At 65.7% G+C, this 14,905-nt stretch carries 13 protein-coding genes; 11 read left to right on the top strand and 2 right to left on the bottom strand.

All coding sequences use genetic code 11. The features are described from left to right. The first annotated feature begins 589 nt into the window (after positions 1-589). From rpsB to ACQRCJ_RS08225, 3 genes are all read left to right on the top strand, one after another. On the top strand, positions 590-1,351 hold the full coding sequence (gene rpsB, locus ACQRCJ_RS08235; protein ID WP_006007837.1) for a 30S ribosomal protein S2: 762 nt from the start codon (positions 590-592) through the stop codon (positions 1,349-1,351). A 240-nt stretch (positions 1,352-1,591) separates the two neighbouring features. Then, on the top strand, positions 1,592-2,446 hold the full coding sequence (tsf, locus tag ACQRCJ_RS08230; RefSeq protein ID WP_427799613.1) for a translation elongation factor Ts: 855 nt from the start codon (positions 1,592-1,594) through the stop codon (positions 2,444-2,446). A 188-nt stretch (positions 2,447-2,634) separates the two neighbouring features. After that, entirely contained in the window at positions 2,635-4,221 is a 1,587-nt protein-coding gene (locus ACQRCJ_RS08225) for a TerC family protein (RefSeq protein ID WP_427799612.1), read from the top strand. Positions 4,222-4,515: 294 nt separating this feature from the next. On the opposite strand, the gene ACQRCJ_RS08220 is transcribed toward ACQRCJ_RS08225, so the two are convergent. Then, complete coding sequence (locus tag ACQRCJ_RS08220; RefSeq protein ID WP_168935877.1) at positions 4,516-5,622, bottom strand: AI-2E family transporter; 1,107 nt, start codon at positions 5,620-5,622, stop codon at positions 4,516-4,518. A 535-nt stretch (positions 5,623-6,157) separates the two neighbouring features. Here ACQRCJ_RS08220 and pyrH point away from each other — a divergent pair. The 8 genes from pyrH (at position 6,158) to ACQRCJ_RS08180 (ending at position 13,409) form a co-directional block, all read left to right on the top strand. Then, positions 6,158-6,874: a UMP kinase gene (gene pyrH, locus ACQRCJ_RS08215; protein ID WP_006007843.1), complete on the top strand. Its 717-nt coding sequence runs from the start codon at positions 6,158-6,160 to the stop codon at positions 6,872-6,874. Positions 6,875-6,914: 40 nt separating this feature from the next. Continuing rightward, on the top strand, positions 6,915-7,475 hold the full coding sequence (gene frr / locus ACQRCJ_RS08210; protein WP_168935878.1) for a ribosome recycling factor: 561 nt from the start codon (positions 6,915-6,917) through the stop codon (positions 7,473-7,475). A 135-nt stretch (positions 7,476-7,610) separates the two neighbouring features. After that, positions 7,611-8,333 carry an isoprenyl transferase gene (locus tag ACQRCJ_RS08205; RefSeq protein WP_297139706.1) on the top strand — a complete coding sequence of 241 codons (723 nt, stop codon included), beginning with the start codon at positions 7,611-7,613 and terminating at the stop codon, positions 8,331-8,333. Further along, entirely contained in the window at positions 8,323-9,135 is an 813-nt protein-coding gene (locus ACQRCJ_RS08200) for a phosphatidate cytidylyltransferase (RefSeq protein WP_168935880.1), read from the top strand. The genes ACQRCJ_RS08205 and ACQRCJ_RS08200 overlap by 11 nt, the downstream gene beginning before the upstream one ends. A gap of 359 nt (positions 9,136-9,494) precedes the next feature. Beyond that, positions 9,495-10,814 (top strand): 1-deoxy-D-xylulose-5-phosphate reductoisomerase, encoded by a 1,320-nt coding sequence (gene dxr, locus ACQRCJ_RS08195; RefSeq protein ID WP_303933440.1) that lies wholly within the window; start codon positions 9,495-9,497, stop codon positions 10,812-10,814. After that, complete coding sequence (rseP, locus tag ACQRCJ_RS08190) at positions 10,808-11,935, top strand: RIP metalloprotease RseP (RefSeq protein WP_204625519.1); 1,128 nt, start codon at positions 10,808-10,810, stop codon at positions 11,933-11,935. The genes dxr and rseP overlap by 7 nt, the downstream gene beginning before the upstream one ends. A 21-nt stretch (positions 11,936-11,956) precedes the next feature. Next, positions 11,957-12,769: a tRNA (adenosine(37)-N6)-threonylcarbamoyltransferase complex dimerization subunit type 1 TsaB gene (gene tsaB / locus ACQRCJ_RS08185; protein WP_297139697.1), complete on the top strand. Its 813-nt coding sequence runs from the start codon at positions 11,957-11,959 to the stop codon at positions 12,767-12,769. Positions 12,770-12,902: 133 nt separating this feature from the next. Then, entirely contained in the window at positions 12,903-13,409 is a 507-nt protein-coding gene (locus ACQRCJ_RS08180; RefSeq protein ID WP_168935883.1) for a hypothetical protein, read from the top strand. Positions 13,410-13,832: 423 nt separating this feature from the next. Here the strand turns inward: ACQRCJ_RS08180 and ACQRCJ_RS08175 are convergent, their stop codons facing one another. Further along, the gene (locus ACQRCJ_RS08175; RefSeq protein WP_427799611.1) at positions 13,833-14,900 is read right to left on the bottom strand and encodes a tetratricopeptide repeat protein; all 1,068 of its coding nucleotides are present in this window, start codon (positions 14,898-14,900) and stop codon (positions 13,833-13,835) included. Positions 14,901-14,905: the final 5 nt, after the last annotated feature.

Below are 14,905 nucleotides of genomic sequence, written 5' to 3'. Positions count from 1 at the left end.
TGCAATGTGCCGGAGTGTTCGGACGCATCAGACGGCACATGGGAGGACGCGCCAGGAAAAATGCCGACTGCCGGAGCTTCCGGGCAGAGCCGCCGGAAAGGGCCTTTGCCGCTGTGCCGGGCACGACGGCTGCCGGTCTACGCCGGTCGCCCGGGAAAAGACGGGCGTGCGTCGCGGCAGGGGACGTATCGCGGTGCCTCGCCTCATGACAGCCCTGCGGCAGGGGCCCGGCGGTGATCGCAGCGGGGCTTCGCCGGGGGGCGCTGTCTGCCACGGGAATGGAACAGGGACGGCGGGCGCCGCTCCTTCGGCCCTGCCATACGTCCGCAACGGGACGGCTGCGGCGGGAAGACGGCTCCGCCGGCGGGGAAAGAAGCGCCTTGTTGCCGTCGGGGCTTGCCATTTGCGGGCTTTTGGTCTATGGAAGCTCGTTCATCGAAGCACACTCCGGCAGCGGCCCGGGGTGCCCGGCAATGCGCTACGGCGCATTTTTCGTTGTCTTCCGGTCATGGGGCCGGGGGCGGCGGCAGGCCGGGTTGCAGGGTCTGGGCCGGTGTGGAAGATCACAACCCTTTTGGAGGATTGAAAAATGGCTTACGTCAGCATGAAGCAGATGCTGGAAACCGGCGTGCATTTCGGTCACCAGACCCGTCGTTGGAACCCCAAGATGCGTCCTTACATCTTCGGCGCCCGCAATGGCATCCATATCATCGACCTGCAGCAGACCGTGAAGCTGTTCCGCGTGGCCTATGACAAGGTGGTCGACACCGTGGCCAACGGCGGCAAGGTGCTGTTCATCGGTACCAAGCGCCAGGCCCAGGAAGCCGTGGCCACCGAAGCCACCAAGGCCAACCAGTACTACGTGACCAACCGCTGGATGGGCGGCACCCTGACCAACTTCGTCACCATCCAGAAGAGCGTGGAACGCCTGAAGAAGCTGGAAGGCATGTTCGCCGACGGCAGCATCAACCGTTACCAGAAGAAGGAAATCCTGCTGCTGGAACGCGAAATGCAGAAGCTGGAACAGACCCTGGGCGGTATCAAGAACATGGATCGCCTGCCCCAGCTGGCTTTCATCATCGACCCCCATCGCGAAGACATCGCCGTGAAGGAATGCCGCAAGCTGGGCATCCCGATCGTGGCCGTGACCGACACCAACTGCGATCCCGATGTCATCGACTACATCATCCCCGGCAACGATGACGCCATCCGCGCCATCAAGCTGTTCGTGACGGCTTTCTCCGAAGCCTGCCAGGAAGGCGAAGCCCAGATGAAGGACGGCGCCGCCGTGGAAGCCAACGCCGAAGAAGCCATGCAGAAGGCTGCCGAGACCGAAGCTGCCGCCGAGTAGTTCCGGTACGGTCTTCTGACCTCGGGCAACGCTGTTGCCCCGGGCATCGGCCCTGCTGATGTCCGCGCCCGGACGGGGATGCCCCGTGGCGGGCGACGCAGGAACCGGAGCAGCAAGGCTCCGGCCCCCCCATGCTTCAAAAAGGTGGCGGCGCGGCTTTCGGGCTGTGCCGCCACCCTGCGCACTGCGCGATTTTTTGGAATCTTGCTCCGGCCCAGGCCGGATACACAGGAGAATACAATGGCTATTTCCGCCGCTATGGTGAAGGAACTGCGCGAAAAGACCGGCGCCGGCATGATGGACTGCAAGAAAGCCCTGGTGGAAGTGGACGGCGACCTGGAAAAGGCCGTCGACTGGCTGCGCCAGAAGGGTATGGCCAAGGCTGCCAAGAAGTCCGGCCGTGCCACCAGCGAAGGCCTGGTGATGGCCGCCGTGAGCGCTGACGGCAAGACCGTGGCCATGTCCGCCCTGCTGTGCGAGACCGACTTCGTGGCCCGCGGCGAACAGTTCGAAGCCCTGGCCGCCAAGGTGGCCCAGAGCGTGCTGGACAGCAACCCCGCCGACGCCGAAGCCCTGAAGGGCCTGGTGGGCGAAGACGTGACCCAGCTCATCGCCTCCGTGGGCGAAAACATGCAGCTCGGCAACTTCACCCGTTACACCCGTGAAGACAACGAAGTGATCGGCCAGTACATCCACGCCAACCGCAAGATCGGCGTGCTGGTGGACCTGGTGTGCGACAGCGCCGCTACCGCCGCCAAGCCTGAAGTGCAGGAACTGGCCAAGAACGTGGCCATGCAGGTGGCCGCCACCAACCCCATGGCCCTGGACGGCGCCAGCCTGGACGCCGCCGCCATGGAACGCGAGCGTGAAGTGTACCGCCAGAAGGCCCGCGAAGAAGGCAAGCCCGAACAGATCGTGGAAAAGATCGCCGAAGGCGCCGTGAAGAAGTTCCAGAAGGAAGTCTGCCTGATGGAACAGCCCTACATCCGCGACGACAAGAAGAGCATGACCGAAGTGGTGCGCGAAGTGGCCAAGGCCGCCGGTGGCGACATCAAGGTCGCCGGCTTCAGCCGCATCCAGCTGGCCGCTGAATAAGCTGTCCGCCATAAAGATCCCAGGAGGGGCTCCGGCCCCTCCTTTTTTTTGGCCCTTTTCCCGGCCATGCCGACGCTTTCCTGACGGACGCCGGCGTATGCTGCCTCCATCCAGTCCGGGACTCCGTGCGGAGCGGGAGGGCCGGGCATCACTTCAGCATCACTGCCGCAAGGAGGCGGAAAGCTCCCATGTGGGATTTCTCGTGGATCGCCGATCCCTCGGCCTGGGCCGGGCTGGGCACCCTGATCGTGCTCGAGGTCGTGCTGGGCATCGACAACCTCGTTTTCATCTCCATCCTCACCTCGCGCCTGCATACGCAGGAACAGCGCCGCCGGGCCTTCCTCACCGGTCTTGGTCTGGCGCTCGTCACGCGCCTGGTGCTGCTTTCCGCCATCGCCTGGATCGTCAGTCTGACCGAGCCCCTGGTCACGGTCTTCGGCAAAGCCTTCTCGTGGCGAGATTTCATCCTCATGGGCGGCGGCATCTTTTTGCTGCTCAAGGGGACCATGGAGCTGCACGAGCGCCTGGAAGGCGGCATGGCCGAATACTCCTCGGCGCCCACGCGCTCGGGCTTCTGGCAGGTCATCATCCAGATCCTGGTGCTGGATGCCGTGTTCTCCCTGGATTCCATCATCACCTCGGTGGGCATGGTGGACCATATCCCGGTGATGATGCTGGCCGTCGTCGTGGCCATGCTGGTCATGGTCATGGCCGCCGCGCCGCTGACAAGTTTTGTGGAGCGTCACCCCACGGTCATCATCCTGTGTCTGGGCTTTTTGATGATGATCGGCCTGAGCCTGCTCATGGACGGTCTGGGGTACCACATCCCCAAGGGCTATCTCTACGCGGCCATCTGCTTCTCGGTGCTGGTGGAGATCTGCAACCAGGTGGCCCTGCGCAACCGCCGCAAGCGCATCAGCATGCGCGACATGCGTGAATCCATGGCCATGGCGGTGCTGGGGCTGCTGGGCGGCGGACGTCCCGGCGAGGAAGAAGCGCGGCGCGATGCCGCGGCCCTGGCCAGCGAGAGCGATGCCCAGCCCCTGTTCGAGCCGGAAGAGCGCGACATGGTGGCCCGCGTGATCCGCCTGAGCGGACGCACGGCCCGCTTCATCATGACCCCGCGCCACCGGGTGCGCTGGCTGGACAGCGAGGCCGACTATGCCACGGCCTGCCGTTTTGCCAGCGAGAGCCTCTCGCCCTGGCTGCCGGTGCTGGACCCGGACAGGGACGAAGTGCTGGGCGTGATCCATACCGGGGATCTGGCGGCCGTGACGCCCCAGGGGCCCGTGACGGGCACGGAGCGTCCCGGTACGGCAGCGCCGCAGGATGATGGCAGCGGGCGTGTCTGGAGCGTGCGGCCCCTGCTGCGGCCCGCGCCCACGATCTTCGAGCATGCCTCGCTGACGGAGATGCTGGAAACTTTTCGCGAAGAGCCCACGCCCCTGGCCTTCGTGCGTGACGAATACACGGATCTGGTGAGCGTGCTGGCAGGCCAGATGGGCGACATGCCCGCCGGGCCCGAAGCCTGCCGCCAGCCTGACGGCTCGTGGCTCATGCCCGGCCGCCTGACCGTGGATGCCGTGACCTCCTGGCTGGGCATCCACCTGCCGCCGCGCAGCTCCTCGGCCACACTGGCGGGGCTGTTGCTGGAGGCCCTGGGGCATATCCCGCACGAAGGCGAGCGGGTGCGCATCCAGGGCTGGCGGATGAAGATAGTGAAGATGGACGGCAACCGCATCGACGAGGTGCTGGTCCGCCGTCTGGAACATTAGCTGTCCCGGCGGGGCGGCGTCTGCCGCCGGTGCCCGAAAGGGCATGCCGGACGGCCCGTGTGTCCCGGGCCGCTGCAGGACGCCGGGGATGGGAACATCCCCGCCGGGACAGCAGGATTGACCGGAAGCAAGGAATCTGGTTCTCCTCCTTTCCCCTTTTCCTTGCTGCCGGAGCGGCAGCTGTGGGAGGCTGTCGCATACAGGGGACGGGTGCCGTGGATCCCGTCCCCTATCTTTCACCTGCCGGGGGGCAGGTAATGGAAGGCCACCCGCCGTTGCGGGTGGCCTTTTGCGTCATGCCGCAGGGCCGTCCCCGTCCGCATCCTGTGCGGGGGCGCTGCCGTCCAGCGTCAGGGGCGGCTTGAATTCGTCCATGAATATCTTCCAGACCGTCACGAAGAGCACGGCCAGCATGGGGCCCGTCACGAAGCCGTCCATGCCGAAGAGCGAGAAACCGCCCAGCGTGGAGAGCAGGACCATGAAGTCCGGCAGCTTGGTATCGCGCCCTACCAGGACGGGGCGGAGGATGTTGTCCGCCAGACCGATGACGAAGACCCCGTAGGCCAGCAGCACCACGCCGGACACATAATCGCCCGTGAGCAGCAGGTACCCGGCCACCGGCGCCCAGACCACGCCCGCGCCCACCACCGGGATGAGCGAGAGCAGGGTCATGACCACGCCCCAGAGCACCGGGGCCTTGATGCCCAGTATCCAGAAGATGAGACCGCCCAGCGCGCCCTGGGCCATGGCCACCAGCAGGCTGCCCTTGACCGTGGCCCGCAGCACTTCGGCGAACTTGGCGAAGAGCAGATCCTCGCGGTGGTCGCCAAAGGGCAGGGCCCGGATGAGCAGCACGCGCAGCTGCTTGCCGTCGCGCACCAGGAAGAAGGCCAGATAGAGCATGATGCAGAGGTCCACGAGGAAGTTCACCGTACTGCCGCCCAGGGCCACGGTGTTGCGCGCCACCAGCCCGCTGACCTTGACCGCCAGCTCGGAAAGTTTCTGGGTGATGACCTCGGGGCCGTAGCCGTAGCGGGTGAGCCAGTCCTGCACGCCGGGCGCCACCTCGCGCAGCTTTTCCAGCGTCTCGCGGATGTCATGTCCGCCGGACGTCAGGCGGCCGTAGAGATTGGCCACCTCGTTGATGAACGTATAAAAAATGTACGCGCAGGGCACGATGATGAGCACCAGGCTCAGGATCACGCAGGTCAGCGCCGCCAGGTTGCGGCCCATGCTGCGGCGTTGCAGGGCATCGTAGACGGGAGTGGAGAGCAGGGCGATGACGATGCCCCAGAAGATGACATCGAAGAAGGGGCGCAGCATCCAGAGGAAAGCCAGCGAGACGCCGGCCAGCAGCAGGAGGAAGGCGCGATCTTCAAAACGGTTGTTGCATTCGAGCATGGGGACTCCTTGCCGGGTCTGCGCGCGGCTTCGGTTCGGGACTCTTTCCGATACCGCAAAAGACGGGGGCAGGCAAATAGGCTCCCGCTCCGGTTGCGTTCCCCGGCGGTGTCCGTATGCGTATCGGGGCGTCCGTTTGCGACGCCTCACCATCCGGGCTCGACGCAGGGGCGGCGACAAAGGCATGACCGTCGACGCGGGGGGATGGCGCGGGGTGTTTTTCCGCATGTCCTCCCGGCCGGGGAAACCGCAGGGACGTCCCGGCGGGGCAGGGAGGGAGGCGGCGGGCGGGAGCGCATGTCCTCCCGGCCATACGGCGTCCCTTGCCCGAACGGCGTGCCCGCCCCGGGTCGTACAGGCCGCCTTGCAAAGGGCCGTCCCGTGCCGTCCTGCGGGGGCGGCATGGTAAAAGTGCTTTGAGATAGCGACGTTTTTTGCTATGATGAAAAGAGCGCGTCCGAATGCCTGCTGTTCGGTATCGGACGATCCATGAAAGCAACAGCCGGCGTGGCCGGCTTCAACCAAGGCGGAACATATGGCTGAACTCAAGTACAAGCGCGTGCTGCTCAAGCTGAGCGGCGAGGCCCTGGCCGGAGAGCAGAAAACCGGTATCGACCCCGAAACCGTGGGCACCATCTGCAAGGAGATCGGCGGATTGCTCGACATGGGCGTGGAACTTGCCCTGGTCATCGGCGGCGGCAACATCTTCCGCGGCCTTTCCGGTTCCGCCAAGGGCATGGAACGTTCCTCCGCCGACTACATGGGCATGCTGGCCACGGTGCTCAATGCCCTGGCCGTGCAGGACATGCTGGAAAAATTCGGCTACCCCACCCGCGTGCTGTCCGCCATCGACATGCAGGAAGTGTGCGAGCCCTTCATCCGTCGCCGCGCCATGCGCCATCTGGAAAAGGGCCGTGTGGTCATCTGCGCCGCCGGTACCGGCAACCCCTATTTCACCACCGACACCACCGCCGCCCTGCGCGGCATGGAACTGCAGTGCGATGCCATCATCAAGGCCACCAAGGTGGACGGCATCTACGATAAGGACCCCGCCAAGTTCCCCGATGCCGTCAAGTACGACAGCCTGAGCTATGACGAGACCCTGTCCCGCCATCTGGGCGTCATGGACGCCGCTGCCTTTGCCCTGGTGCGCGACAACAACGTGCCCATCATCGTCTGCCGCATGCTGGGCGGCGACATCCGCCGTGCCATCCTGGGCGAGCAGGTGGGCACCATCGTGCACGACTGCTAGTCACGATCTTTTCGAACTCTACAGTCTGTAAGGAGATTTTATGGATATCGATACCATCCTTCTGGATACCGAAGACCGCATGGAAAAAGCCATGGCCGCTCTGGAGCGCGACTTCCAGAAACTGCGCACCGGTCGCGCCACCACCGCCCTGGTGGACGGTATCAAGGCCGATTACTACGGCACCCCCACCCCCATCTCCCAGATGGCTTCCGTGGCCGTGCCCGACAGCCGCACCATCACCATCCAGCCCTGGGACAAGGGCGGCATCTCCGTGGTGGAGAAGGCCATCCTCAAGTCCGACCTGGGCCTGACCCCGGTCAATGACGGCCGCATCATCCGCATCAACATCCCGCCGCTGACCGAAGAGCGCCGCAAGGAGCTGGTCAAGGTGGCCCGCAAGTACACCGAAGACGCCAAGGTGGCCGTGCGCAACGTGCGTCGTGATGCCAACGACTCCCTGAAGAAGCTGGAGAAGGAAAAGACCATCACCGAAGACGAACAGAAGAAGGCCGAAGCCGAAGTGCAGAAGCTGACCGACAAGTTCGTGGCCGATGCCGACAAGCGCAGCCAGGCCAAAGAAAAGGAAATCATGGACATCTAGTGTCCGCCTTCCGGGAGCGGCCCTGCCGCTCCCGGACGTTTTCCGCAGCCCGGCCAGCCCCAGGGGCACCGGGCCGTGTTTTTTTCGGCACGGTCATGTTTTCCGGGCCTGTCGTCCCCGGTTCAGAGAGGTACCATGAGCGAAACGCTTACCCATCTTCCCGTACACCTGGCCATCATCATGGACGGCAACGGCCGCTGGGCCCAGGCCCGCGGTCTGCCGCGCGAGGCGGGGCACCGTGCCGGTGCCGAGACCGTGCGCACCATCGTGACCGAATGCCGCCGTCTGGGCATCCGCCACCTGACCCTGTACACCTTTTCCAGCGAGAACTGGTCGCGGCCCAAGACCGAAGTCTCGGCCCTGTTCTCCCTGCTGCTGGAATTTTTGGGCCAGGAAGTGCCCCGCATGGAGCGCGAGGGCATCCGCCTGAACATCCTGGGCGACATGGAGGCCCTGCCCCTGGCCGCCCGTACGGCCCTGCGCCACGGCCTGCGCCGCACGGCGGCCAATACGGACATGGTGCTCAACCTGGCCCTCAACTACGGCGGCCGCGCCGAGCTGGTGCGCGCCGTGCGCGGCATGATGGCCGAGGGCCTGCGCCCCGAGGACGTCACCGAACAGAGCCTGGCCGACCATCTGTACACCGCCGGACAGCCCGACCCCGACTTCCTCATCCGCACCAGCGGAGAACAGCGCCTGAGCAATTATCTGCTCTACCAGTGCGCTTACAGCGAATTCTACTTCACCCCCACGCCCTGGCCCGACTTCGGCGTGGAGGCCCTGCACGAGGCCTTGGCCGTCTACGCCGGACGCTCGCGCCGATTCGGGAAAACCCAGGAGCAAATCAATGGCCGTTGATCACGCCACCGACATCCGCCGAACCATCACCGGCCTCGTTCTGGCCGCCATCGTCGTTCTTGCCCTCGTCCTGCGGGGCTGGGTGCTGCTTGCCCTCATCCTGCTGGTGGCGGCGCTGGGCCTGTGGGAGTTCTTCTCCCTGTTCTGGGGCAACAAGCGCATCCCCAGCCGCGTCTGCGCCATCGCCCTGGGCTGGGGCATGCTGACGCTGACCTGGGCCCACCGCACGCAGGACGCCCTGGTCTGCCTGGGCGCGGGCTTCGTGCTGGCTGCCATGAGCTTCCTGTTCCGCTGGAACGAGGTGGAAGAGGAAGGCGTGCCCGCCTTTGCCGCCAGCGGCATCTTCATGGCCGGTCTGGCCTACATCCCGCTGCTGTTGCTGCCCGCCACCTATCTTTCCACCACCAAGCTCATCTTCGTGCTGGCGGCCGTGGCCGTCTCCGATACGTCCGCCTATTTCGTGGGCACCCGCTTCGGGCACCACAAGCTCTGGCCCCGCGTGAGCCCCAACAAGAGCTCCGAAGGCGCGGTGGGCAGCCTGGTGGGCTGCGTCATCTTCTGCACCATCTACGGCGCCTGCCTGGGCAGCGCCAGCTGGTGGGCCTTCGCCCTGCTGGGGATCGCCATCAATGCCTTTGCCCAGCTGGGCGACCTGTTCGAATCCGCCCTCAAGCGCGCGGTGCATGTGAAGGACTCCAGCAACCTGCTGCCCGGCCATGGCGGCATCCTGGACCGTGCGGACAGCATCCTGTTCGCCATGCCCATGTTCGCCGTCGTGGACCAGTGGTTCTTCTTCTTTTAGCCGTCATGCCGCCGGCAGCTGATGGAAGCATCGGCTGCCCGTGCTGAGCCCGATTTTGCAAAGGGGCCGGTCTTCTTCTGGGGGACCGGCCCCTTTGGCGTTTTTTGGGGGGACGCTGGCGGGGAATAGATCCGCTTGCGCTCTGTGGAATAGCCGTCGGATGACGGCCATTGCCCGGCATCCGGGCTGGGTCAAGCGCGGCGAGGCTGCAGGGTGGCGGGGTCTGCGCGTCCCCAGCCCTCCCTTCCCCCGCAAACACGCTTGCATCCCCCTCCTTCCTCCCTCCGCCCGCTCTCGACGCGGCAAGGGATTTTTGGCATGCTGTGGACGATTTTGTCCCGGAGACAAAGGAGAAACACATGTCAGATCTGTGGCCCGGGCTGAACGGCCCTGCGATTCGGTATATTTCGGAAGCGCCTTCCGAGGCGTGGCGGCGCGGCGTGCGCCAGCTTGTCCTTTTGGGGTCCACCGGTTCCATCGGCGGCAACACATTGGCGGCCATCCGTTCGCGGCGGCGTGAATGCGTGGTGCTGGGCCTTTCCTGCGCGCGCAACATCAAGACCCTGGCCGAGCAGGCGCAGGAGTTCCGTCCCCCGTATCTGGCCGTGCTGGACGAGGCTTCGGCAGCGGGCCTGCGCAAGCTGCTGCCCACGGGCTACACCCCCGAGATCCTGGTGGGCAGCGAAGGCTATGCCCGTCTGGCGGCCCTGCCCGAAGCGGACACCGTGCTTTCGGCGCAGGTGGGCGCGGCGGGCCTGGCCGGGACGCTGGCGGCCGCGCTGGCGGGCAAGGTCATCTGCCTGGCCAACAAGGAATCGCTGGTGCTGGCCGGTGACATGCTGCGTCAGGTCTGCGCCCGTACCCATGCCAGCATCCTGCCGGTGGACTCCGAGCACAACGCCATCTTCCAGTGCCTGGCCGGACGCGGGCAGGAGGTGGACCGCCTGCTGCTGACGGCCTCCGGCGGCCCGTTCCGCGGCCGCAGCCGCGAGGAGCTGCGCAACGTGACCCGCGCGCAGGCCCTGGATCATCCCAACTGGAAGATGGGCGCCAAGATCAGCATCGACTCGGCCACCATGATGAACAAGGCCCTGGAAGTGGTGGAAGCCTTCCACCTGTACGGCGTGCCGCTGGAAAAGATCACGGTGCTGGTGCATCCGCAGTCGTTGGTGCATTCGCTGGTGCAGTTCACGGACGGCAGCCAGTTGGCGCAGCTGGGCACGCCGGACATGCGCATCCCCATCGCGTCCTGCCTGTTCTGGCCCCGCTGCGTGGATACGGGCGTGCCGCCGCTGGATCTGGTCAAGGCCGGTACCCTGCAGTTCTTCGCCCCTGACGACGAGGCCTTCCCGGCCCTGAAGCTGGCGCGCCGCGCCCTGCGGGAACGCGGCGGCATGTCGGTGGTGATGAACGCCGCCAACGAGGCCGCCGTGGAGCTGTTCCTGTCCGGCAAATGCGCCTTTGCCGACATCGCGGATCTGGTCTCGGCCGCCATGGATGCCCATGCCGCCGGCGAGCCGGGGCACGAACCGTTCTGCCCGCCGCTGTCCTGTAGCGGCGATGACAGTCTTGCCCTTGAACGGGAAGTGACTATCTTGACAGAGCGCATGTCGCGCCTTGACCTGAAAACACGCGAGCTGGTGAAACAGCTGGCCCGCGCCGGAGTTGACGAGTGCTGACGACCATCGTTGCCGCCATCATTGTCCTTGGCGGCCTGATCTTTTTCCATGAACTGGGACATTTCGCCGTGGCCCGCTGGCTGGGCATGGGCGTGTCCACCTTTTCCCTGGGCTTTGGCCCCAAACTGCTCAAATACCGTCACGGCAAGACGGAATACGCCCTGTCGCTGGTGCCTCTGGGCGGCTATGTGGCCCTGGTGGGCGAGAACGACGAGAACGACATCCCCAGCGGTTTCACCCGGGAGGAATGCTTTTCCCTGCGGCCCGCGTGGCAGCGCTTCCTCGTGATCGCGGCCGGGCCCTTCGCCAACATCCTGCTGGCCTGCATCCTGTGCTGGGTGGTGGCCTGGGGCTGGGGCAATGCCGTCATGCTGCCGCAGGTGGGCGCCGTCATGCCCCAGAGCGCGGCGGCACAGGCCGGTCTGCAGAAGGGCGACCTGATCCTGAGCATCGACGGCCGTCCCCTCCATTCATGGGACGAGATATCCCCGACCGTGGCCGAGGCCAACGGCCGCCCCCTGACCCTGACCGTGGCCCGGCAGCCCGCCGAGGGCATGACCCAGGGCACGGAACTGGAACTGACCCTGACGCCGCAGTGGAGCACGCGCAAGACCATCTTTGGCGAGGATGAGAAAGCCTGGCTCATCGGCATCGGGCCGCTGGGCTCGGTGCGCGTGGAAGAACTGGGCTTTTCCGAGGCGTTGAAGACGGGCCTTGTCCAGACCTGGCGTCTGGTGGACCTGACCTGGCAGAGCTTCGTCAAGCTGGCCCAGCGCGTGGTGCCCGCCGATCAGGTGGGCGGCCCCATCATGATCGCCCAGATGGTGGGCCAGCAGGCGGAGCAGGGCCTTGTGGGCGTGCTCGGTCTGGCGGCGCTCATCAGCATCAACCTGGCCATCCTCAACCTGCTGCCCGTGCCCGTGCTGGACGGCGGCCAGATGCTCTTTTGCCTCATCGAGATGATCTTCCGCCGCCCCGTGCCGCAGAAGATCCAGGAATGGGGCATGCGCGTGGGCATGGCCCTGCTGCTGAGCCTGATGATCTTTGCCACCTTCAACGACGTGACACGCATCATCAATACGCCGGACGAGGCCCCGGCCGTGGAAAAGACGGCCCCCTAGCGTCCGGCGGGAGAAATCGATATGGCGACACACGCTGTCCCGGGAACGGGACTGGAGCTGATACTCAACGCCGCTGAAGGCGTGCTGCAGATCGTGGTCACGGAGGATGAGGCCATCCTTTGTGCGCAGGAATGGTACCGCAGCGAGCGGGCCACGGAGATCCTGGCCCCGGCGCTGGCCGAGCTGGCCACGTCGCTGGGCATCCGGTGGAGCGATCTGCGCCGCATCGCCTGCGTGCGCGGGCCGGGCTCCTTTACGGGCATCCGCCTGACCCTGGCCACGGCCGCGGCCCTGCGCCGTTGCGGCCGGGCGCAGCTGGCCGGGCTGGACTACATGCAGGCCCTGGCCACCACGGCCGTCATGCGGCGCGGCATGCTCTACGGCGGCCACGTCTGGGTCCTGACCCATGCCCGCCGCAACCTTGTCCACTGCCAGCCCTTCATCAGCTACGGGCCCGAGATCCCGGCCCAGCCCCTGCAGGGCGTGACCCTGTGCACGCCGGCCGAGGCCGTGGCGGCCATCACGGCCGATACGGCGGACGCCACGCTGGTCTGCGGTACGGGCCTGCGGCGCAATGCGGACGCCTGCGCGCCGCTGGAAAACCTGCCTGCCGTGACCTGCCTGCCCGCCTGCATCCATGCCTCCACCGAGGCCCTGTGTTTGCTGGCAAGGCATGGTGACTACGCTCCTGAGGACATCGAGCCGCTGTATGTGCGCCCCTGCGATGCCGTGGACAACCTGCCCGATCTGGCCCGTCGCCAGGGCCGGGACAGCGATGCCGCCACCGCCGAACTGGAGCGCCTGCTGCATCTGGCCCCGGGCAGCGAGATCTGATGTTGTGATGTGATGGGGCGTGTCCTGGGGAAGGGAGACCTTTTCCCAAAGACACGCCCCTCGTGTTTTCTTGCGGGCGTGCCTGCGCCCCGGAGCCCTTCACAGCGACGTCCTTTTCCAAGGAGGAACGCGCATGTCTGATGAACATATCCTTGAGGGCAGCGATGCCGCCGAACGGCCCCTGCTCAGTTATCGCCAGTCCTGGCTGGCCTGGGCCGGACCGGTGCTGATGCTGCTGGTCTGCGTGGCCCTGTGCGTGGCCGGGCAGCGCTACATGCCGGAATTTTTCTGGATCTTCGCGGGCGTGGGCGCCCTGCTGGTGCTGTGTATGGTCTACAGGGTCCTGCTGGTGCGCAGCGTGCACCTGTATGCCGACAGCAAGGGCGTCTGGCTGTACCGGGGCATCCTGCCCTGGAACCGGGGCGCCGTGGGCGTCAAATGGCGGGACATGGAAGATGCGGCCTTCACCTCGGGTTTCAGCAGCTGGCTGTTCAACAGCTACACCGTGCGGGTGGGCAACCGTTTTTCGCAGCAAAGCGAGATACTCGTACACAATATCGCCAACGGACGCGAAGCCGTGAACCAGCTCAACGAGCTGCAGGGACGTTTTTGCGGTCGTGCCGCCCGGCATGACGACTGATCCTCCCCGTCTGAACCGGGGAAAGAGATACGAGAGGGGGAGGGGCGTTTTTTGGTAAAAACTGCCCCTCCCCCTCTCGCGCTCTTCCCCACCCCGAAAAAACTTTTCTTCTGGTCTGTATGGCGGGTCTCCGTCGCTGTATGGCGGACATGGTGCCGCAAGGCTGAATCGGGCCGGCGCAAGGCTCACGCTTCGTCCATATATTCTATTCCTCTGGATGGCATAAAAACGCCCCGTATCGTCTTGATACGGGGCGTTTCTGTGCTGCCGGGGACACAGACGCCCGGCACGGTTTCGGCGTCTCTGATGACCGTCAGGGGCCATAATAAAAGTTTTAGGGAAGGAGAGGGGGAGCATGAGGGGGAGAGGGAGGACCCTTTTCCAAAAGGGTCTCCCTCTCCCCCTCATAAAAAATCTCCGTCGTTACTTGCGGTTCTGGGCGCGCAGATAGGCCTTGGCGTCAGGGTCGCCGTTCTTGGCGGCCAGACGGTACCAGCGGGTGGCTTCGGAAAGGTTGCGCTGCACGCCGGTGCCCTGGTCGTACATAAGGCCCAGACTGTACTGGGCGGCGGGCTCGTTCTGCTCAGCCGCCTTGCGGTACCATTCCACTGCCTTGGCGTAGTCCTGCGGCACGCCGCGGCCCTGTTCGTACATGAAGCCCAGGTTGTACTGGGCCTCGGCATAGCCGCGCTCGGCGGCACGGGTGTACCATTCCACAGCCTTGAGGTTGTCCTGGGCAAAGCCGCGGCCTTCGGCGTACATGTAAGCCAGATTGTTCTGGGCCTTGAGGTGGTCCTGTTCGGCGGCGCGCTGGAACCAGTGGGCCGCCTTGGTGTCGTCCTGGTTGCTGGCCTTGGCGTTGAGGTACATCCAGCCCAGGGAGTACTGGGCATCGGCCAGGCCCTGGTTGGCGGCACGGCCGTACCAGTCGATGGCCTCGTTCTCGCTTTTGCGCATGCCGCGGCCGTGGGCGTAGAGGTAGCCCAGATTATACTGGGCCATGGCCAGGCCCTGCTCGGCGGCCTTGCGGAACCAGCGTCCGGCCTCGCCGTAGTTGCGCCGCACGCCGTCGCCCGTGGCCAGCGCGGTGGCCAGCGCGTTCTGGGCGTTGGCCAGGCCCTTGTCGGCGGCCTGACGGAACAGGGTCACGGCACGCTGGGGGCTCTTTTTGACGCCGCGCCCGTCCTGGGTCAGGCGGCCGAGGATGTACAGGGCCTCGGCATTGCCGTTTTTGGTGAGCGGCGTGAGCAGGGTGACGGCTTTTTTGTAATCCTTGCTGTCCAGGGCGCTCTGGACTTCGCCCAGCACGGCTTCCGCGGCGCGCTCTTCGGGACTGGGGACGCTTTCTGCGGCCTGAGCGGCGTCAGGGGCGGGAGCCGCGGTATCGGCCGCCGGGATGGACGCGGGCAGCAGCAGGGTCAGGGCCAGGACGGCGGGCAGGGCGAACAACGGCAGGCGGCACAGGGCGCTGCCGGTGGACATACGGGACATGGGAG

The sequence above is a fragment of the Desulfovibrio sp. SGI.102 genome (assembly GCF_050314315.1).
In the GTDB taxonomy this organism is placed as follows: domain Bacteria; phylum Desulfobacterota; class Desulfovibrionia; order Desulfovibrionales; family Desulfovibrionaceae; genus Desulfovibrio.
The sequence above is the reverse complement of the archived record's forward strand: the minus strand, read 5'-3'. Positions and strand labels throughout refer to the sequence as shown.

What these genes read in the sequence shown, in the direction of transcription:
- tsf (WP_427799613.1), top strand. Translation starts at nt 1,592, where the DNA reads ATGGCTATTTCCGCCGCTATGGTGAAGGAACTGCGCGAAAAGACCGGC.
- ACQRCJ_RS08220 (WP_168935877.1), bottom strand. Translation starts at nt 5,622, where the DNA reads ATGCTCGAATGCAACAACCGTTTTGAAGATCGCGCCTTCCTCCTGCTG.
- frr (WP_168935878.1), top strand. Translation starts at nt 6,915, where the DNA reads ATGGATATCGATACCATCCTTCTGGATACCGAAGACCGCATGGAAAAA.
- tsaB (WP_297139697.1), top strand. Translation starts at nt 11,957, where the DNA reads ATGGCGACACACGCTGTCCCGGGAACGGGACTGGAGCTGATACTCAAC.
- dxr (WP_303933440.1), top strand. Translation starts at nt 9,495, where the DNA reads ATGTCAGATCTGTGGCCCGGGCTGAACGGCCCTGCGATTCGGTATATT.
- pyrH (WP_006007843.1), top strand. Translation starts at nt 6,158, where the DNA reads ATGGCTGAACTCAAGTACAAGCGCGTGCTGCTCAAGCTGAGCGGCGAG.
- ACQRCJ_RS08205 (WP_297139706.1), top strand. Translation starts at nt 7,611, where the DNA reads ATGAGCGAAACGCTTACCCATCTTCCCGTACACCTGGCCATCATCATG.
- ACQRCJ_RS08180 (WP_168935883.1), top strand. Translation starts at nt 12,903, where the DNA reads ATGTCTGATGAACATATCCTTGAGGGCAGCGATGCCGCCGAACGGCCC.
- ACQRCJ_RS08225 (WP_427799612.1), top strand. Translation starts at nt 2,635, where the DNA reads ATGTGGGATTTCTCGTGGATCGCCGATCCCTCGGCCTGGGCCGGGCTG.
- rpsB (WP_006007837.1), top strand. Translation starts at nt 590, where the DNA reads ATGGCTTACGTCAGCATGAAGCAGATGCTGGAAACCGGCGTGCATTTC.
- ACQRCJ_RS08200 (WP_168935880.1), top strand. Translation starts at nt 8,323, where the DNA reads ATGGCCGTTGATCACGCCACCGACATCCGCCGAACCATCACCGGCCTC.
- ACQRCJ_RS08175 (WP_427799611.1), bottom strand. Translation starts at nt 14,900, where the DNA reads ATGTCCCGTATGTCCACCGGCAGCGCCCTGTGCCGCCTGCCGTTGTTC.